The organism is Erysipelatoclostridium sp. MSK.7.34, assembly GCF_019041935.1.
GTDB classification, from domain to species: Bacteria; Bacillota_I; Bacilli_A; order Erysipelotrichales; family Coprobacillaceae; genus Thomasclavelia; species Thomasclavelia ramosa.
In genome coordinates this window covers 1-18775 of record NZ_JAHPYJ010000013.1, presented here as the reverse complement: position 1 = coordinate 18775, position 18775 = coordinate 1, and the positions used below count along the sequence as shown (strand labels likewise).

Annotated in this window: 18 protein-coding genes; 16 read left to right on the top strand and 2 right to left on the bottom strand. The window is 31.2% G+C overall.

Features of this window, described 5'->3' with window-relative positions; genetic code table 11:
• Nucleotides 1–285 precede the first annotated feature (285 nt).
• Together KTF99_RS09930 and KTF99_RS09925 are read left to right on the top strand one after the other, a co-directional pair.
• Nucleotides 286–768, top strand: coding sequence for a transposase (locus tag KTF99_RS09930; RefSeq protein ID WP_020994186.1), 483 nt, complete (start codon nucleotides 286–288; stop codon nucleotides 766–768).
• Nucleotides 758–1252 (top strand): transposase, encoded by a 495-nt coding sequence (locus KTF99_RS09925; RefSeq protein WP_020994187.1) that lies wholly within the window; start codon nucleotides 758–760, stop codon nucleotides 1250–1252. The genes KTF99_RS09930 and KTF99_RS09925 overlap by 11 nt, the downstream gene beginning before the upstream one ends.
• Nucleotides 1253–1351: 99 nt before the next feature.
• On the opposite strand, the gene KTF99_RS17165 is transcribed toward KTF99_RS09925, so the two are convergent.
• Together KTF99_RS17165 and KTF99_RS17160 are read right to left on the bottom strand one after the other, a co-directional pair.
• Complete coding sequence (locus KTF99_RS17165; RefSeq protein ID WP_233524200.1) at nucleotides 1352–1837, bottom strand: site-specific integrase; 486 nt, start codon at nucleotides 1835–1837, stop codon at nucleotides 1352–1354.
• Nucleotides 1834–2484, bottom strand: coding sequence for a phage integrase N-terminal SAM-like domain-containing protein (locus tag KTF99_RS17160; protein WP_254210131.1), 651 nt, complete (start codon nucleotides 2482–2484; stop codon nucleotides 1834–1836). The genes KTF99_RS17165 and KTF99_RS17160 overlap by 4 nt, the downstream gene beginning before the upstream one ends.
• Nucleotides 2485–2746: 262 nt before the next feature.
• Here KTF99_RS17160 and KTF99_RS09915 point away from each other — a divergent pair, with 262 nt between their 5' ends.
• The 14 genes from KTF99_RS09915 (at nucleotide 2747) to KTF99_RS09850 (ending at nucleotide 18653) form a co-directional block, all read left to right on the top strand.
• The gene (locus tag KTF99_RS09915; RefSeq protein ID WP_008791227.1) at nucleotides 2747–3253 is read left to right on the top strand and encodes a transcription termination/antitermination NusG family protein; all 507 of its coding nucleotides are present in this window, start codon (nucleotides 2747–2749) and stop codon (nucleotides 3251–3253) included.
• Between the two features lie 8 nt (nucleotides 3254–3261).
• On the top strand, nucleotides 3262–3762 hold the full coding sequence (locus tag KTF99_RS09910) for a transcription termination/antitermination NusG family protein (RefSeq protein WP_003535892.1): 501 nt from the start codon (nucleotides 3262–3264) through the stop codon (nucleotides 3760–3762).
• A gap of 212 nt (nucleotides 3763–3974) precedes the next feature.
• On the top strand, nucleotides 3975–5243 hold the full coding sequence (locus KTF99_RS09905; RefSeq protein ID WP_009009279.1) for a DegT/DnrJ/EryC1/StrS family aminotransferase: 1269 nt from the start codon (nucleotides 3975–3977) through the stop codon (nucleotides 5241–5243).
• 24 nt (nucleotides 5244–5267) lie between these two features.
• Nucleotides 5268–6977, top strand: coding sequence for a sugar transferase (locus KTF99_RS17490; protein WP_009009280.1), 1710 nt, complete (start codon nucleotides 5268–5270; stop codon nucleotides 6975–6977).
• The gene (locus tag KTF99_RS09895) at nucleotides 6974–7885 is read left to right on the top strand and encodes a glycosyltransferase family 2 protein (protein ID WP_009009281.1); all 912 of its coding nucleotides are present in this window, start codon (nucleotides 6974–6976) and stop codon (nucleotides 7883–7885) included. The genes KTF99_RS17490 and KTF99_RS09895 overlap by 4 nt, the downstream gene beginning before the upstream one ends.
• Nucleotides 7886–7912: 27 nt before the next feature.
• Nucleotides 7913–8326, top strand: coding sequence for an acyltransferase (locus tag KTF99_RS09890; protein WP_051397569.1), 414 nt, complete (start codon nucleotides 7913–7915; stop codon nucleotides 8324–8326).
• 115 nt (nucleotides 8327–8441) lie between these two features.
• A complete protein-coding gene (locus tag KTF99_RS09885) occupies nucleotides 8442–9485 on the top strand; it encodes a glycosyltransferase family 2 protein (protein ID WP_020994190.1) in 1044 nt (347 codons plus the stop codon).
• A 3-nt stretch (nucleotides 9486–9488) separates the two neighbouring features.
• Nucleotides 9489–10697, top strand: a complete 1209-nt coding sequence (locus KTF99_RS09880) for a hypothetical protein (RefSeq protein ID WP_009010083.1) — start codon at nucleotides 9489–9491, stop codon at nucleotides 10695–10697.
• Nucleotides 10687–12135, top strand: coding sequence for a lipopolysaccharide biosynthesis protein (locus tag KTF99_RS09875; protein WP_009010084.1), 1449 nt, complete (start codon nucleotides 10687–10689; stop codon nucleotides 12133–12135). Before KTF99_RS09880 ends, KTF99_RS09875 begins: the two co-directional genes overlap by 11 nt.
• Before the next feature lie 52 nt (nucleotides 12136–12187).
• Complete coding sequence (locus KTF99_RS09870; protein WP_217215548.1) at nucleotides 12188–13264, top strand: TDP-N-acetylfucosamine:lipid II N-acetylfucosaminyltransferase; 1077 nt, start codon at nucleotides 12188–12190, stop codon at nucleotides 13262–13264.
• A 16-nt stretch (nucleotides 13265–13280) separates the two neighbouring features.
• A complete protein-coding gene (locus KTF99_RS09865) occupies nucleotides 13281–14384 on the top strand; it encodes a DegT/DnrJ/EryC1/StrS family aminotransferase (protein ID WP_009010086.1) in 1104 nt (367 codons plus the stop codon).
• Nucleotides 14385–14403: 19 nt separating this feature from the next.
• Entirely contained in the window at nucleotides 14404–15399 is a 996-nt protein-coding gene (locus KTF99_RS09860; RefSeq protein WP_254210130.1) for an ATP-grasp domain-containing protein, read from the top strand.
• Nucleotides 15400–15416: 17 nt separating this feature from the next.
• The gene (locus tag KTF99_RS09855) at nucleotides 15417–17219 is read left to right on the top strand and encodes a GNAT family N-acetyltransferase (RefSeq protein WP_217215547.1); all 1803 of its coding nucleotides are present in this window, start codon (nucleotides 15417–15419) and stop codon (nucleotides 17217–17219) included.
• Between the two features lie 201 nt (nucleotides 17220–17420).
• Nucleotides 17421–18653, top strand: coding sequence for a nucleotide sugar dehydrogenase (locus tag KTF99_RS09850; RefSeq protein ID WP_009010090.1), 1233 nt, complete (start codon nucleotides 17421–17423; stop codon nucleotides 18651–18653).
• Nucleotides 18654–18775: the final 122 nt, after the last annotated feature.

Sequence of the window (18775 nt, the reverse complement as noted above, 5' to 3'; positions counted from 1 at the left end):
TAATTAATTTAATCATAGAAAAATATTAATATATTTTTTATTTAATGCATCATATTTTAGTATTTTGCTTTAAGATGAGACTATTAAATTCAATATTTTTTATTTATATGAATAAAATAATCATGAATGTTTAAAATAATTTGATTGACCACATGACACATGATTAAAAATATTTTTATAAAAAATAGAAAATTTCATTTTAGCTCCTTAAAAAACGGAGTTAAAAACCTTTGATATAACTCATATTATCTTTTTCTTTGGTATCATATCCTTGAGGTGATAACTATGTCTCATATAAAACGTAAACCTAAAAAGGATTCTATGATCGATCTTATTAATAAATACAGTCATGATCATTTAGCTTGTGTTCAATATTTCTTTAATATTAAATGGCCTACTGGTTTCTATTGCGATAAATGTGGCTGTACTCATTACTACTTCAATGAAAAAAGAACCCTTTTTGAGTGTGCTGATTGCGGTCATCAACACTATTTATTTGCTGGTACTATTTTCCAGGATAATAAACTTCCTTTGTTCAAACTAATCTTAGGATTGTACCTTTTCTTTTCTGCAAATAAAGGCTGTTCAGCGGTAGAACTCGCTTCTGAATTAGATGTCAATTATAAGACTGCATTAAAATTATGCAAAAAATGCAGAGTTTTAATGACTTTATCCAACAGTGAAAGAATACTTGATAGTATGTTTTATGAAGCAGATACTCTTTACATTGGAGCTAAAACATCAAATAAACCGAGGAATGGCAACTGAACAGCAGCCAGTTTTCATGATTTTATCAACAGATAAAGAAAATAAATACCCTAGATTTATCAAATTAGCAGTTATACCCGTAGATAACAAAGAATTCATAAACAAATTTTTCCATATGAAGGCAAAAGCATCAAAGGAAAGAATATTAAATACAGATGGAAAAACAACATTTTCAGATTTATCAAAAGACATAACATTAAAATCAGAGAAAATAAACTATGATGAAGATAATCACCGATTAAAATGGCTAAATATCATATCAGGAAATATTAAGAACAATATAACAGGAATATATCATGGTGTGACCAAAGGTTCATTACCGTTATTTTTGCATGAACAGGAATGGCGATTCAATCATAGAAACACAGGTAAATCAATCATGGAAAAAGTAAGTAAATATATAACAAAATCATTCCCAATCAATATGGAGAAACTATCACAAATTTTGGATTTATCCAAGTCTTATTTTTCACCATGTGTCTGATGGTCAATCAAATAAAATAATAAAAAATCGTAGAGTAAAGTACTCTACGATTTATAAAAAAAAGTGCGTAAGGATCAGCACTTTTTTATTTGGTCATAATTAATGACAAGTAATATTTTGATTTGAGAATTTATCGATCCAGCTTTTTTTTAGATCAAACGAAGAATGAACATAACGATCTAAAGTAATTTGTGAACCGCTATGACCTAAAATTTCACTAAGACATTTAATTTCAAAACCACCTTCAATGCACATAGTCGCAAAGGTGTGTCTTAGCATATGAAAATTAGCTTTTTTAATTCCGGCAGTTTTAATATAGTTTCTAAATTTTCGTTCTAAAGATCGTGGTTCAACAAACCTATCTGCTCTACCTGTTAATAAATAACAATCATCACTACTGTGAAATATTCTAAATAGCGAAATAAGATTACCAGGGATAGGAATCTTTCTACTTGAAGTAGAACTTTTTGGTGCTTCCTCGATTATTATTGTTTTTGGGGAATCACTATAAATATTTTTAATTCTTTGCATTGTTTTATTGACAAATATGTAGTTTTCATTTAAAGAAATATCTTTCCATTTCAAAGCGCATAATTCACCGATTCTAAGTCCAGTTGCATAGCTACTAAAACCCCAAATTTACATGGATCAATATCTTTTAGTAAAATTTGATTTAAATTCATAAATTCTTCTTTAGATAGTACTTTTTCTTTTTCTCTTTGTTTTTTAGGATAAATTATTTTAGTATTTATATTAATATTATGTTCGGATTCAATATATCTTATAATAGATTTAAACAAAGAAAGAATATCTTTTACTGTCTTAGGTGACAGTGGTTTACCATTTTTTCCTTCTTTTAATAATGAAGCAGTAAATAATTCAATGTGTTTTGTACTTAATTGATCTACTCTTATTTCCTTAAAATAAGGTAATAAATAATTATAAATTGTATTATAATATTTAACATAGGTGGGAACTTTGAATTTAATCCGATATACATTTAACCATTCAACTATATAATATCCTAAGACCTGATAATTAATATTTTGTTTATTTACTTTTTCTTTGTTTAAAGAATTACAAATATTATTTCTTTTTTGTTTTACTTCAGTATATGTGCTAGCATAAACACTTCCATATAGTTTTTTATTATTAGTACTTATTGCTTTAACATATCGGGCTTCCCATCTGCCATCTTTTCTTCTAAAAATATTTTCTCCTCTTCTTGGCATATATTATACTCTTCTTTCTTTTAGATTCTTTTGACCAAAAAAATGACTAGAAATAGTACTTAAATCTATTTAAAACATTAATTATTTGGTAAATAAATTTATAATTTAGTTTTATCGGTGTTTTTTGACAATTTATCCTATCATTTTTTGTTCGATAATGATAAAATGCTTACGTAACTATAGAATTTTTTTGTTCGTAGAGTACTTTAATATAAGACAGTTTTGTGACCAAAAGTTAGTTTATATTGTAAGGAGGATTATGATGAATTGGTATATTATTTTTGCAAATGATAATAAGATCAATGATCTTTTACTTTATTTTAATAATCATCCTGAGATGACTGCTTTTGTACCAAAAATTGAAAAGTTAATGAAAAAAGATGGAAAGAAGGTATTTGCAGAAGTGCCGATGTTTCCTAATTATATCTTTATTGAAAGTGAATTTAATTCACAGGAGTTTTATCAGATTATTGAAAGTTTAGAAAAAGATATGGATTCTACGATGAGAATTATGCAAAGTGATGAACAAAAAGTTTTATCATTAGCCAATAATGAAAAAGAACTTTTAGAATCGTTATTTAATGATGATCATTTAATAACCCGTTCAATGGGAACTATTACTGATTCTAAGTTAATAGTTCAAAAAGGACCATTAGTTGGTAAAGAGGAAATGATTAAGAAAATTGATCGTCATAAAAGAGTTGCTTTTATTGGTGATGTTTTTGGTAAAACAATGAAAGTTCCTTTGGAAGTTACAAGTAAAACATAGGAGTTGTTATGAAAGATAACTGGTATGTATTATTTGCATTAGTTGCAAAAGAAAATAAGTTGTGTTCAGTTCTAAGAAGAAAAGGTCTTGATGCTTTTATTCCAAAGATTGAATACTATCGTCGAGATATTAAAGGAAATACATTAAAAATGTTATTTCCAGGATATATTTTTGTTAGAAGTGAAATGAAGCAAAGTGATTTTGATAATCTGTTATATGAATTAGGGGAACAGAGAGATGGTTTGATTAAGCAGCTTAAAGATGATGGAGTTACAGCTTTAAGAGATGAAGAAATCGAGATGTTTAATAAACTACTCAATAGCGAAGGTATCTTAGAAATGTCCCAAGCATTTATAGAAGATAATAAAGCTAAAGTTATATATGGACCATTAATTCATTATCAAGATCATATTGTTAAGATTGATAAGCACAACAGAATAGCGGTTTTAGATATCGAGTTTTTAAATCGACATATCTTAGCTGGGCTTGAAATAAAAAGTAAAATTTAATAAATGTAGCTGGTTTACCGCACATTTTAATAATTTGAATATAGTTTCTTCTACTTGGGGTAGGGGGGAACTATATTCTTTTTTTGTACAATTTAACTGCATAAAGCAGTTTTTTATTATGGAGGGGAAATTAATATTAAGATTAGGACTTTTTCTATAAAGAGTTCTTTTTTGGTTACTCAAATTATTTTGATGAGGGAGATGAAAAAAACATGAAATTTAAACCTTTTGACAATAAGGTATGGTTATCTTCACCAACAATGCATGGTGAAGAATTAGAATATGTAAAAGAGGCTTATGAAACTAACTGGATGTCTACTGTTGGGGTAAATATCAATGAAGTAGAAAAACTTACCTGTGAAAAGATTGGAAGTAAATATGCAGTTGCTTTATCAGCGGGGACTGCTGCACTTCATTTAGCCATGAAACTGGCGGGTATCAAAGTATATGGTATGCCAAAGGTTGGATATGGTGCGTTAGAAGGAAAGAAAGTATTCTGCTCTGATATGACATTTGCTGCAACTGTTAATCCAGTAGTTTATGAGGGTGGTATACCAGTGTTTATTGATAGTGAATATGAAACTTGGAATATGGATCCAAAAGCGTTAGAAAAAGCATTTGAAATTTATTCAGAAGTCAAAGTAGTTGTTATTGCAAATTTATATGGAACGCCAAGTAAGTTAGATGAAATTAAAGATATTTGTGATAAGCATAATGCAGTATTAATTGAAGATGCAGCCGAATCATTAGGGGCTACATATAAAGGGCAACAAACAGGTACATTTGGAAAATATAATATTATCAGCTTTAATGGTAATAAAATTATTACGGGATCAGCAGGTGGTATGTTATTAACTGATGATTTAGAAGCGGCAAACAAAGTAAGGAAATGGTCAACACAGTCAAGGGAAAATGCGCCATGGTATCAGCATGAAGAAATTGGTTATAACTATCGAATGTCAAATGTAATAGCAGGTGTTGTTAGAGGGCAATATAAGTATCTTGATGAACACATTGCACAAAAAAAAGCGATCTATGAAAGATATAAAGAAGGTTTAAAAGATTTACCGGTAAAAATGAATCCATATATTGAAGATATTATGGAGCCAAACTTTTGGTTGAGTTGTTTATTAATCAACAAGGAAGCGATGTGTAAGCAAGTAAGCAATGATAGTGGTGTGTTATATATTAGTGAGCCAGGTAAAAGTTGTCCAACTGAAATATTAGAGGCGATTACATCTATTAATGCTGAAGGACGTCCGATTTGGAAACCAATGCATATGCAGCCGATTTATCGTTTGAATCCATTTGTTGTCAGAGATGGAAATGGACGTGCCAGATCAAATGCTTACATTGCAGGTGGTGTAGCTGATGTAGGAATGGATATTTTTACAAGAGGCTTATGTCTGCCGAGTGATAATAAAATGATAGTAGAGCAGCAGGATAGAATTATTGAAGTGATTAGAGCTTGCTTTGAATAGAAATATATTGTGGGAGAGATTATTGTGTCAAAGAAAAAAATAGTTGGAATTATAGCATCATCTATTATTGGTGGAACAGCGATAGTAACTTGGATTATGAAAAAGAAGGCGAAAAAAACAACTTATAAAGCTGAAAATATAGAAGCGATTCCGACACGTAAAATGGGATTTTATGAAAAATATGTTAAAAGAGCGATAGATGTTGTTTGTGCGTCTGTAGCAATTATATGTTTTAGTCCGTTGTATATAGGTGTTGCAATTCTTGTCAAATTCAAACTGGGAAGCCCAGTGTTGTTCACGCAGGATCGTCCAGGGTTGATTGGAGAAGATGGAAAAGAAACTATTTTTAAAATGTACAAATTTCGTACTATGACAGACGAAAGAGATGAAAACGGAGAGCTTTTACCAGATGAAGTACGTTTAACTTCATTTGGTAAGTGGCTTAGAAGTACAAGTCTTGACGAACTTCCAGAGGCTTTTAATATTTTAAATGGGACACTTTCGATTTGCGGACCACGTCCGCAGTTGGTCAGAGATCTTACATTTATGACAAAGGAACAACGTATGCGTCATACTGCAAAACCTGGGTTGAGTGGCTTAGCTCAGGTAAATGGACGAAATGCGATTAAGTGGGAAGATAAATTGAACTGGGATTTGAAGTATATAGAAAATGTGACATTGTTAAAAGATTTTAGCATTATATTAAAAACTGTAAAAACTGCGTTTATTAAGCAAGAAGGAATTACAGATGGAGATATGGCAACAGCAGAAGATTTAGGTGATTATTTGCTAAAAAGTGGAAAAGTAGATCGAGAAGAATATATTGAAAAACATACAAAAGCGAAAAAAATACTAAAAGGAGAAGTGGATGTGGAAGACAATATTGAAATAGATAAAATTCATCATGTACCTTTTTCAGTAGCTATTTCAGTATATAAGAGTGATAATCCTATTTTTTTTGATAGGGCACTTAATAGTATTACCGAAAATCAAACAATTACACCAAATGAAATTGTACTGGTTGTTGACGGTTCAGTAAGTGATTCGCTAAATGAGGTTATAAGTAAGTATGAAAATAAATATGACATTTTCAAGATTATTCGTTTGAAAAAAAATGGTGGATTAGGAAATGCACTAAAAATTGCAGTTGAAAATGCAACATTTGAATTGATTGCACGAATGGATAGTGATGACGTTTCTTTGCCTACCCGTTTTGAAGAACAATTAAGATATTTTCAAGTAAATCCTGAAATAGATATTGTAGGTGGAAATATTACAGAATTTATCGGAGAAGAAAATAATATTATTGGTCAACGTTTAGTTCCAGTATCTAATGAAGCAATAAGAGAATATATGAAAGAACGTTGTGCAATGAACCATGTATCTGTCATGTATAAAAAAACAGCAGTACAAAATGCAGGAGGATATCAGGATTGGTTTTGGAATGAAGATTATTATTTGTGGATTCGTATGTGGCTAAATGGAGCTATATTTGCAAATACAGGAAGTGTGTTGGTTAACGTTCGTGTTGGAGAGGAAATGTATCAGAGGCGTGGAGGCTCAAAGTATTTTGAGAGTGAAAAAGGACTTCAGGATTATATGTTGAAGAATAAGATGATTAATCATTCGACATATATAAAAAATGTAGCTAAGAGATTGATTATTCAAAAATTAATGCCTAACAAGCTAAGAGGTTGGGTATTTAGAACATTTGCGAGGAAAAAAGTATCATGAATTATGTAGAAGGTCTTGTCAGTGTTATTATGCCGACTTACAAACGTTCAGAAAAATTACTCAGAGCAATAGACAGTGTATTGAATCAAACATATAAAAATTTAGAATTGCTACTAGTAAATGATAATGAGCCATTTGATGAATATACGGAATTGTTGAAAAAAAGAGTAGAGAAATATTCGAATGATGAAAGATTCCGTCTGATTCTTCAGGATAAGCATATTAATGGCGCAGTTGCAAGAAATGTAGGTATTCGCCAGGCAAGAGGACAGTATATTGCTTTTTTGGATGATGATGACTGGTGGGAACTGAATAAACTGGAAGAACAGGTAAAAGAACTAAAGTCTCTTGATGATAGTTGGGGAGCGGTGTCATGCAAGTTTACATTGTATGATCAGAATGGAAATGTTATAGGAAAAACAAAGAAATATAGAGACGGATATATTTATAAAGATATATTAAATCTTATGTCAGATGTTGCAACTGGCACATTGCTTATGAGACATGACTATTTTGATACAACTAGATATTTTGATGAAAACTTGTTGAGACATCAAGATTTGCAGCTTTTAGTAGACTTTACATCAAAATATAAATTAAAAGAAGTAAATCAATATTTGCATTGTGTGGACGTTTCAGATACACAAAACAGACCAGACGCTCAAAAGTTAATACAATATAAAAAAGCTTTTTTTAGATCTATAAAGCCTGTGATGGATTCGCTAAGCGAAAAAGAAAGAAAATGTATTTACGCAATGCATAAGTATGAATTGGGCTATGTATGCCTGAAGAATGGAGAAAAATGTCAGGGGTTAGGGTATTGTAAAGCAGTATTGAAAAGTCCGAAAGCGTGTGGATTAGCACTAAAGAAAACCTTTCTGAAAATTATTCAGATATGTAAAAGATAATAAAAAGTAGTGTATAGTAGGAGCATTATGAAAAATATAGGATATTTTGGCGCAAAGCTTTTGTATAAACTAAAAAGGAATGATAAGGAAGTAATTAGTAGATACTTTAGAAGTTCTGGGATGAAAATTGGGGGAGGGTGTAATATATGTTGCAATATTATGACTTCCGAACCATATTTAATCTCCATAGGGGATAATGTTACAATTGCAGGAAATGTGACTTTTGTTACACATGATAATAGCATATCGAAAATAGATACAAGATATGCCAATTTATTTGGGTATGTTGAAATTGGAAATAATTGTTTCCTAGGGCAAAATGTAACAGTGCTGTATGGGGTAACATTAGCTAATAATATAATTGTTGCGAGTGGAAGTGTAGTGTGTAACAGTTTTAATGAAGAAAATATAATTATAGGTGGAAATCCTGCAAAAAAATAGGAAATTGGAATAGTTTAGAAGTTAAAGGAAAATGTTATGCTATGAAAAAAAGAGAAGCATTTGAAGCAGCGGAAAATAAAGAATATAGGAAATTTATAAAAAGGAAAAAAATGTAATGGAAGAATTAGTAAGTATTGTTGTGCCTGTGTATAACATGGGAAATAGTATAGAGATATGTGTCAATTCATTATTAAAGCAGGATTATGCTAATATTGAAATATTATTAGTTGATGATGGGTCAAAAGATAATAGTCTTGAGAAATGTAATAAACTAAAAGATAAAGATAATAGAATTCGTGTATATCATACAGAAAATAGAGGATCAGGGCCGGCACGAAATACAGGAATTGAAAATGCAAAAGGACAGTATATATATTTTCCAGATGCTGATGATCAACTTGAAGAAAATGCAATATCTATGTTAGTAGCTGGAATGCAAAAAGGAAAATATGATTTAGTTGTTTTTGGATATAAAAGTTTAGATAAAAATGGTAATACAGTACTTTTGAAACAGTATCCTGAAATGGAAAAGAAGGGGGAGGATGTTCGGCAAGATTATTCCAATTATGTTGCCTCAACAAGAAAGTACGGAATTCAAGGAGCACCATGGAATAAATTTTTTGATTTGTCTCTAATAAAAATGCATTCTATTGAGTATCCACCTTTAAGACGCCACCAAGATGAGGGATTTATAAGTCGATATATGTGTTTTTGCAATAATATACATTTTATTCAACCAATTCTATATATTCATAATTTGAATGATTTGAAAAAAGAGTGGGATAAGTATCCAGTGGATTATATTGATGCTGTAATGGGATTATATAATACTAAAAAAGAAACGATATTGACTTGGAATAAAAAAGATAAGAAAACGAAAACGATAATTGAACATGAATACATTTGTAATGTGATAAAATCACTTGAGATGTCATACTCTCCTAAAATGCATATGAAGTCAATTGACAGAATTCCATGGATAAGAAAGCAAGTAGAAAAAGCGGAGGTTTTAGATATTGATATTCCAAATACATTAGGACGGTACCAACGTATAGTACTGATGTTAATAAGAAAAAATCATATAAAGATGGCTTTAATAATTATGAGATTTAAAATAGAGGTTGAAAAAAGAGGGGCACTTAAGTTATTGAGGAGGTAGTTAATGGACGTATTAACATATGATGATTATAAACAAAAAATTCATTTAGATAACTTAGGTTTTATTTTGTTGATGCCGATATTAATTGATTTTTTGAGCGTCATTGTTCAACAATTTGGAATGTCCGGTTCATCGGTTATTACAATGGCACTTTATGGATTGTCGTTAATTGTTATTATTATTAAGCTTATTAAAATTGTGACAGTACATGAAATATTAAATGACATAATACTGTATTTTTTAGTGTTATTTCCTTTTGGAGTGAATTATTTCTGGTTTGAAAACACTAGAGCAGAATTAATATCACAAGAAATGCTAATAGTGTATTTATTTTTTATCTTGTTGGCTATATTTTCGATTAGAAAAATAAGACGGTGGGATCTTTTCTTTGAGGCTTTGATTAAACCGGGAAAGATAGCGATATTTTTAGCTGTATTTATATTATTATTTCTGGATTATGAAAAGTATTTAGTATATATGGGATTTTCATATGCGTTACTTCCATTTGTATGTAATTTTTATAGAACTGCACGTATAAAAAAAGAATTTAAGGAAAAGTTAATAGCTTGCATTTTTTTTGCTGCTGGAATGGTGTCGATTTTAGTTTTTGGTGCACGTGCTGCTGTTGGATTTGCATTTGTGTATATTATTGTTTTTGAAATCTTAAGAAATGATTTAACATTATCATTAAAAATTATTAGTTTAATAATTCTTCTTTTAATTGTTTGGATAATAAGTAGTAATATAAACGCGATTGCAGAAATGCTTGTGAAGATGGATGCGTTTAAAGATTCTTATCTTTTAAAGAATCTATTATCAGGACAACTTTTAGAATCAAATACCAGAGATATTCTTTACCAAGCTTGTTTGAACAGAATGTCAACCATGGGATTAGAAATAAGTGGATTTTTTGGTGATAGACAGTATTGTGCAGGATTCGCTTATCCTCATAATATATTTTATGAATTAATAATGAGTTTTGGATGGATTATTGGATCTATATTGATAGGCACATATGCATTACTATTATTAAAGGGAATTTTAACTTCGAAACCAGAAAAAAGAGAAGTGATGATTTTTATTATAATATCCATGTTGGCACGATATGTTATTTCTGGAAGTTACTTAGTTGAGGGTAAGTTCTGGGTAGCAACAGTATTGGTAATATCAATATCATTAAGAAAAGACAAGAGGTTTGACAATGAAGAATAAATCAAAAACAGTATATACAAATTTAATGTGGAGATTGCTTGAGCGATTTGGGGCGCAAGGAGTAACTCTTGTTGTTTCTTTAATTTTAGCAAGGTTATTAGACCCAGAAGCATATGGAACAGTTGCATTAATAACAATTTTTACAGCAGTTTTGAATGTTTTTGTGGACAGTGGGTTAGCGAATTCATTAATACAAAAGAAAAATGCAGATGATGTAGATTTCTCATCAGTATTTTATTTTAATGTTTTGATATGTTGTTTGTTATACATAATAATGTTCGTATCAGCACCAGCTATTTCAAGATTTTATAATAAGCCAGAGATTGTTCCGATGATTAGAGTGCTTAGTTTGACCTTAATTATTTCTGGTATAAAAAATGTTCAACAGGCTTATGTTTCCAAAAATATGATGTTTAAAAAGTTCTTTTTTTCCACATTAGGTGGCACATTAACTGCAAGTATTATTGGAATTGCCTTAGCTATATTGGGAAAGGGAGCGTGGGCACTCATTATTCAGAATATAACTAATTTATTGATGGATACAATAATACTTTGGTTTACTGTAAAATGGAGACCAAAACTTCTTTTTTCTTGGAAACGATTAAAAGGGTTGTTGTCTTATGGATATAAATTATTGTTAGTATCTTTAATTAATAATATATATAATGAATGCCGACAGTTAATAATAGGAAAAATGTATTCATCATCAGATCTTGCCTGCTATAATCAGGGAAATCGTTTCCCTCAGATTATAGTTCAAAATTTGAATACAGCAATCGATAATGTTGTTTTTTCGGCTATGTCAGCAGCTCAAGATGAAATTACTGAAGTAAGAAACATGACACGGCGTTCGATACGAACTGGAAGTTTTATTTTGGCTCCTTTAATGGTGGGCATGGCGTGTGTAAGCAAATCAGTTGTCTTGTTAATACTTACAGATAAATGGATAGCATGTGTACCATATTTGCAGATGTTTTGCATTATGTATTTGTTTGCACCAATCCAAACAGCAAATCTAAATGCTATAAAAGCCATAGGTAAAAGTGGAGTATTTTTAATAATTGACATACTGGAAATTGTTATAGGCTTAGTTGGATTACTTGTGTCAATGTGGTTTGGTCCAATATATATTGCTTTTTCTATGTTGGTTTGCACGATATTAAATTTATTTATTAATTCTTTTCCGAATAAAAAATATTTAAATTATGGAACACGAGATCAATTAAGAGATTTATTCCCCAATATATTATTAGCAGGAGTTATGGGGATTGTGGTATGTAGTATTAATTGGTTAGAATTATCACCTATAATTAGTTTGTTTATACAGATTCCGTTGGGAGGAATAATTTATATTGCGGGAGCTGCTATATTCAAGATTGAATCTTTTGATTATTGCTGTGGAATAATTAGAGGATTGTTGAATAAGAAGAAAGAATAAAGGATTAGATATGAGAAATAATAAAAAATTCTACTATAAGTATATACATTTAATGTATGGACATGATACAAAATTTAGTAAGTTGCTGTTAGATTTTATTTCAAATCCTGAAAATGGATTTGAAATAAATCAGCATTTATTTGTTACACCGTATAAAAATGTTTTTGATGATTTGAAACAGTATTCTAATGTGTTATTAGATGAATCGAATAAAAATTTATATAAAGTATATTATAAACATTGCCATCTGATTATTTCACATAGCGGTGAAGAATTGTATAGGATTTTATTAACTCCTAAGAAGATAAAAAATAAAGTTGTTTATAGATATTGGGGAGGTATGAGAATACTGCAATATGATGAAAATTCGAAAACATTTGGAGAAAGTTTAAAACTCAAAGTAAAAAAATATATATTAAAAAAGAGTTTTTCTGAATTTGCTGCAATAGGAATTGCGAATATAACAGATATTATTGATTTATCCAGAATATTAAAAAAGGATACAAAGTATTATCGTTTATCATATGCATCTAATGAATATTATGATACAGTAAACAAACTTAAACAAAAGTTAGACATAGAAAATGATATTAATAAAAGATATAAGAAAAGAGTATTATTAGGTCATAGAGGTACAGAAGAAAATAATCATATAGAGATTTTAAAACGGCTGAGTAAATATAATTCAGAAAACTTTGATATATTTATCCCTTTATCATATGGAGAAAAAAAATACATTCAAAATGTAGAAAATTATGTGAAAGAAAATTCTAAGGGAAATATCGTGATTATAAAGCAATTCATGAAATTCTCAGAATATGCGGAGTTTCTGTCGACAATAGATATTGCGATTTTTGATGGATATACATCTTATGCATTAGGAAATTTAGGGATAATATTATTTTTTAATAAAACTGTATATTTAAACGAAAATGGTGTAATTGCGAAGGCACTTGAAAGTGAAAATAATGATTATAAAAAAATTTCGGATATAGGAAAGATTTCTTTTGAAGAATTTTCAAAGCCAATGAAATATCCGGCAAATTATACTTCTGATTTATGTATTATTTCGACAGAAGAAAGAATAAAGAATTGGAATAAGTTGTTAGCAGATTTTAGTGATAAATAAAGAGAGGGAAATACATATGAATAATATACTGGTTACAAGATCTTCTATGCCGCCTTTTGATGAATATTGTGATGAAATCAAAGATATTTGGGATAGTCATTGGCTTACTAATATGGGGAGCAAACACAAAGAGTTGCAGAAAGAGCTAGAGAAATATCTGGACATTCCACATGTAGCATTGTATACAAATGGGCATCTAGCATTGGAAAATGCGATTGCGGCACTAAATCTTCCGAAAGGCGGGGAAGTAATTACTACTCCGTTTACCTTTGCATCAACGACACACGCCATTGTAAGAAATGGATTAGTCCCTGTTTTTTGTGATATTAAAGAAGATGACTATACGATTGATACGCAGAAACTTGAAAAGTTGATTACAGATAATACTGTTGCCATTGTTCCGGTACATGTCTATGGCAATATGTGTGATGTGGAAGAAATAGACCGTATTGCTAAAAAATATGGCTTAAAAGTCATCTATGATGCTGCACACGCTTTTGCTGTAAAATATAAAGGGATATCCTCAGCTTGTTTTGGCGAAGCTTCTATGTTTAGCTTCCATGCTACAAAGGTGTTTAATACTATTGAGGGTGGCTGTGTGTGCTTTAAGAATGATGCGTGGGTGCAGCTTTTGAACGATATGAAAAATTTTGGTATTCATGGACCAGAGGCTGTGGAGTTTGTTGGTGGAAATGCAAAGATGAATGAATTTCAGGCGGCGATGGGAATTTGTAACCTGAAACATTTGAATACCGAAATTGAGAAGCGTAAGAAAATAGTAGAACACTACAGAAGTCGGTTGGAGGGGGTGGAAGGTATCAAACTTTCTACTATCCAGAAGGATGTGGAAAGTAACTATGCCTACTTTCCAGTTGTTTTTGATGGTTATAAGTACACTAGAAATGAAGTATTTGAAAAACTGGCGGAAGTTGGTATTGGAGCAAGAAAATATTTCTATCCGTTAACGAATAGTTTTGAGTGTTATCGTAACTATCCGACTGCAGGTACGGAAAAAACACCGATTGCACAACACATAGCGTTGAGGGTTTTGACACTTCCTTTGTATGCGGATTTGGCTTTGGAAGAAGTGGATAGAATTTGTGATGTAATTTGGAGGTAATGTAATAAGAATGAATGTTATGCTAACATCTGTAGGTAGACGTGCCTATTTGGTTAAATATTTTAAAGAAGTACTCGGAAATGATGGAAAAGTTTTTGTTTGTAATTCAGATGATAAATCTATTACATTCAAATATGCAGATGAAAAGGTTATTTCGCCATTGATTTACGATAGCAACTATATTCTGTTTTTGTTGGAGTATTGTAAAGAAAATAGAATTGATATTGTTATTTCGCTATTTGATATTGATCTTCTTATGCTGGCAAAGCATAAAAAGCAGTTTGAGAAAATCGGTACTAAGGTAATTGTATCAGATCCAATCATTATAGAAGTATGCAATGACAAGTGGAAAACTTATAAATTTCTGATAGATAATGGTTTTCATGCGCCTATGTCTTTTTTGGATATGAATGAGGTTATTGAAAAGATTTCGGAGAGAAAATTGTCGTATCCGGTTGTAGTGAAACCACGATATGGATGTGGTTCTATCTCAGTTGCAATTGCTTATGACGAAGAAGATCTGCGCTATTTGACAAAGAAAGCAAATGAAGATATAGCAAATTCATATTTAAAATATGAGTCTGCAGTGACTAATGATAAGGTCATTTATCAGGAATGCCTAATAGGTCAGGAATATGGAGCAGATATAATCAATGATCTGAACGGAGAAACACAGAATGTGATTATAAGAAAGAAGTTGGCCATGCGATCCGGAGAAACCGATATTGCACAATTAGTTGATGAACCAAGCATCAAGGAGACATTAGTTCGTCTGGGAAAAATTACAAAACACATTGCTAATATGGATTGTGATATATTCTTGGTAAATGGTGTTCCATATGTTTTGGAAATGAACGCTAGATTTGGTGGCGGATATCCGTTTTCGCACATGGGCGGTTGTAATTTGCCGAAAGCAATTGTTGAATGGGCCAAGGGTGAGCCTGTAGATAAAGAAACCATCTCTGCTAGAACAGGTATTACAGGATATAAAGAAATTTACATTACAGAAATATAAAATGGAAGGGGATAAGTATGCAGGATGAGTTTAAGCTGATGCAATATAAAACACCGGTTGTTCAAATTCCAGATAAAGATAATAAGATTTATATCAAGAGAGATGATTTGCTTCCATTTTCGTTTGGTGGAAATAAAGTGAGAATCGCTTTGGAATTTATTGCAGATATGAAAAATCAAGGCAAGGATTGTATTGTAGGATATGGAAATTCAAGGTCTAATTTGAGTAGAGCATTGGCAAATCTCTGCTATCAGCTTGAAATTCCATGTCATATCATATCTCCAGCAGATGAAGATGGCACACACATTGATACATATAACAGTAAGATGGCATTGGCGTGTAATGCTGAGTTCCATTATTGTCGAAAAACAAATGTAAAAGCATCTGTCGAACGAGTGCTTAAGGAACTACGAGATAAAGGCCTAAATCCATATTATATTTATGGCGATTCAACGGGAAAAGGAAACGAGCACATACCGCTGTTAGCGTATGTGAAAGTTTATGAAGATATAAAGGCACAATTTGATTATATTTTTTTAGCGACAGGAACGGGTATGACTCAAGGGGGACTCCTTGCAGGCAAGGCAATACATGGAGGGGACGAGAAAATCGTTGGTATTTCGGTTGCAAGAAGTTCTATGCAGGAAACGAGTGTTTTAAAGAATTCATTAGAGTGCTTCAGTACTAGAGTTCAGAAAATTGATTACGGCGAAATAAATGTGCAGGACGAATATTTGTGCAATGGTTATGGCACGTATAATCGTCAGATTGAAAAGACCATTCATCAACAATTGACTTGTAATGGAATGCCGCTAGATCCAACATATACAGGTAAGGCATTCTGGGGAATGCGAGAGTATATCAAGAAAAATAAAATAGTTGGTAAGAAAATACTCTTTATCCATACGGGCGGAACCCCCCTGTTTTTCGATTATATGAATGGAATTAGACTGACTGAAGCTTCTAATAAAGAAGCCGTAGAAGAAGCGGTTATACGTTTGGAGAAGAGATTGGTGCCATCACTGACAGACAGAAAAATTAATATCTCTCAGTATTCCGAAAAACTGGCACAATATGGGAAGGTATGGATTCATTATGATATGGGGAAGCCTATATCCATCATTGCAGGATATTTTAATGATGAAACGACACGGACAGTCTATCTGTCGATGCTTGCAGTGGCAGAAGAATATCAAGGAAAAAGATTGGCATCTTCGCTACTATCTGAATTTGAAGATTATGCAATTAAGAATAAAATGAATTATGTGAAACTTGAAGTAAGAAAGCATAATTTGGTAGCTCGAAAATTGTACAGCAAGTTCGGATATAAAGTGATTGGTGATGCTTCGGATACTTCGTACTATATGCTAAAAAAACTCGAAAATCTTTCGGGGGGGGGCACAGAACTCTATCAATTTCTGACACGAATTGATAATCTTTTCCCGATTTCGCTATCAGACAAAGAATCACTTTCTGTTCTTTCTTCAAAACTGGAAAAATATGGAACGATTTCCTATGTTAAAGAACAGAATCGGATTGTTGCAATGTGTGCGGGATACGCAAATGACCTGCAAAATCGACGTGGATACATCTCGGTAGTAGCGGTGCTCCCAGAGTATTCCAATAAGGGATACGGAAAAGTAGCTGTACAGGGCTTTCTAAAAAAAGCGAAAAGCGCGGGAATGTTGGAAGTACATTTGTATGCGGATTCAGAAAATAGTTCAGCATTACATATGTATGAAAAGTTGGGCTTTTCTGAATGGCATATTATTAATGAATCGAGACAGAAAGATAAACATTTAATAAGAAAATTTATTTAATGGATTTGGAAAATATAATAAAATGATATGATAAGAAACACTATCTATTGTAGAAAATTCTTGTTATAGCTGAAATGGGAAGCACATTTCACAAGCAACAAATTTTAAAAGTAAGTATATGTCAAGAAAGAGACGATTTAAGAAATATTTAAAAACTATAAATGAGTAAACATAAGATATAAATGACAATAGGAGATTAAAATGAAGATAGCAGTAGCAGGAACAGGATATGTGGGATTATCTATTGCCACACTTTTATCTCAAAATCATGAGGTAATGGCAGTAGATATTATTCCAGAGAAAGTTGAGAAGATTAATAAAAGAATCAGTCCGATTCATGATGAGTATATTGAGAAATACTTAAGGGAAAAAGAACTGAATCTGACAGCTACATTGGATGCAGAAGCAGCATATAAAGATGCAGATTTTGTTGTAATTGCAGCTCCTACAAACTATGATTCAAAGAAGAACTTCTTTGATACTAGTGCAGTGGAAGCAGTAATCAAATTAGTCATAGAATATAACCCAGAAGCTGTCATGATTATTAAGAGTACTATCCCTGTAGGATATACTCAAAGTATTAGAGAAAAAACAGGATCTAAGAATATTATCTTCTCTCCTGAATTTTTAAGAGAATCAAAAGCGTTATATGATAATCTTTATCCATCTAGAATTATTGTTGGAACAGATATGAATGATCCTAGATTAGTAGAAGCTGCAAACACTTTTGCAGGTTTACTACAAGAAGGCGCTATTAAAGAAGATATCGATACATTAATTATGGGATATACAGAAGCAGAGGCAGTTAAACTATTCGCTAATACATATTTAGCTTTAAGAGTGTCATACTTTAATGAATTAGATACATATGCAGAAATGAAAGGATTAGATACCCAAAATATTATTAATGGTGTATGTCTAGATCCTAGAATTGGTTCTCATTATAATAATCCATCATTTGGATATGGTGGTTATTGTTTACCAAAGGATACTAAACAATTAGTAGCTAACTATCAGGATGTTCCTCAAGAAATGATGAGTGCGATAGTTGCTAGTAATAGAACCAGAAAAGATTTCATCGCTGATAGAGTATTAGAAATTGCTGGAGCATATGAAGCTAATGACTCATGGGATGAATCAAAAGAACATAATGTAGTTATTGGTGTATATAGATTAACTATGAAATCTAATAGTGATAACTTTAGACAATCATCAATTCAAGGTGTAATGAAACGTATTAAAGCAAAAGGTGCTGAAGTTATTATTTATGAGCCAACTTTAAAAGATGGTGAAACTTTCTTTGGAAGTAGAGTAGTAAATAATTTAAACGAATTTAAACAACAATCACAAGCTATTATTGCTAATAGGTATGACAGCTGTTTAGATGATGTAGAAGATAAAGTATATACAAGAGATTTATTTAGAAGAGATTAATCGTTATTATGATAATATACGCGTGATGAACGAAAAGAATATATATAGAAAGCAGTTAGTCCGAGTGTAAATAATTTTGTGTAAACTGATCCTCCAATGGTAGAATGAAATTAACTACCAAA

Excerpts from the sequence above, each read along its gene's own strand:
- KTF99_RS09930 (WP_020994186.1), top strand. The coding sequence starts at position 286 with ATGTCTCATATAAAACGTAAACCTAAAAAGGATTCTATGATCGATCTT.
- KTF99_RS09925 (WP_020994187.1), top strand. The coding sequence starts at position 758 with ATGGCAACTGAACAGCAGCCAGTTTTCATGATTTTATCAACAGATAAA.
- KTF99_RS17160 (WP_254210131.1), bottom strand. The coding sequence starts at position 2,484 with ATGCCAAGAAGAGGAGAAAATATTTTTAGAAGAAAAGATGGCAGATGG.
- KTF99_RS09915 (WP_008791227.1), top strand. The coding sequence starts at position 2,747 with ATGAATTGGTATATTATTTTTGCAAATGATAATAAGATCAATGATCTT.
- KTF99_RS09910 (WP_003535892.1), top strand. The coding sequence starts at position 3,262 with ATGAAAGATAACTGGTATGTATTATTTGCATTAGTTGCAAAAGAAAAT.
- KTF99_RS09905 (WP_009009279.1), top strand. The coding sequence starts at position 3,975 with ATGAAATTTAAACCTTTTGACAATAAGGTATGGTTATCTTCACCAACA.
- KTF99_RS09895 (WP_009009281.1), top strand. The coding sequence starts at position 6,974 with ATGAATTATGTAGAAGGTCTTGTCAGTGTTATTATGCCGACTTACAAA.
- KTF99_RS09890 (WP_051397569.1), top strand. The coding sequence starts at position 7,913 with ATGAAAAATATAGGATATTTTGGCGCAAAGCTTTTGTATAAACTAAAA.
- KTF99_RS09885 (WP_020994190.1), top strand. The coding sequence starts at position 8,442 with ATGGAAGAATTAGTAAGTATTGTTGTGCCTGTGTATAACATGGGAAAT.
- KTF99_RS09880 (WP_009010083.1), top strand. The coding sequence starts at position 9,489 with ATGGACGTATTAACATATGATGATTATAAACAAAAAATTCATTTAGAT.
- KTF99_RS09875 (WP_009010084.1), top strand. The coding sequence starts at position 10,687 with ATGAAGAATAAATCAAAAACAGTATATACAAATTTAATGTGGAGATTG.
- KTF99_RS09870 (WP_217215548.1), top strand. The coding sequence starts at position 12,188 with ATGTATGGACATGATACAAAATTTAGTAAGTTGCTGTTAGATTTTATT.
- KTF99_RS09865 (WP_009010086.1), top strand. The coding sequence starts at position 13,281 with ATGAATAATATACTGGTTACAAGATCTTCTATGCCGCCTTTTGATGAA.
- KTF99_RS09860 (WP_254210130.1), top strand. The coding sequence starts at position 14,404 with ATGCTAACATCTGTAGGTAGACGTGCCTATTTGGTTAAATATTTTAAA.
- KTF99_RS09855 (WP_217215547.1), top strand. The coding sequence starts at position 15,417 with ATGCAGGATGAGTTTAAGCTGATGCAATATAAAACACCGGTTGTTCAA.
- KTF99_RS09850 (WP_009010090.1), top strand. The coding sequence starts at position 17,421 with ATGAAGATAGCAGTAGCAGGAACAGGATATGTGGGATTATCTATTGCC.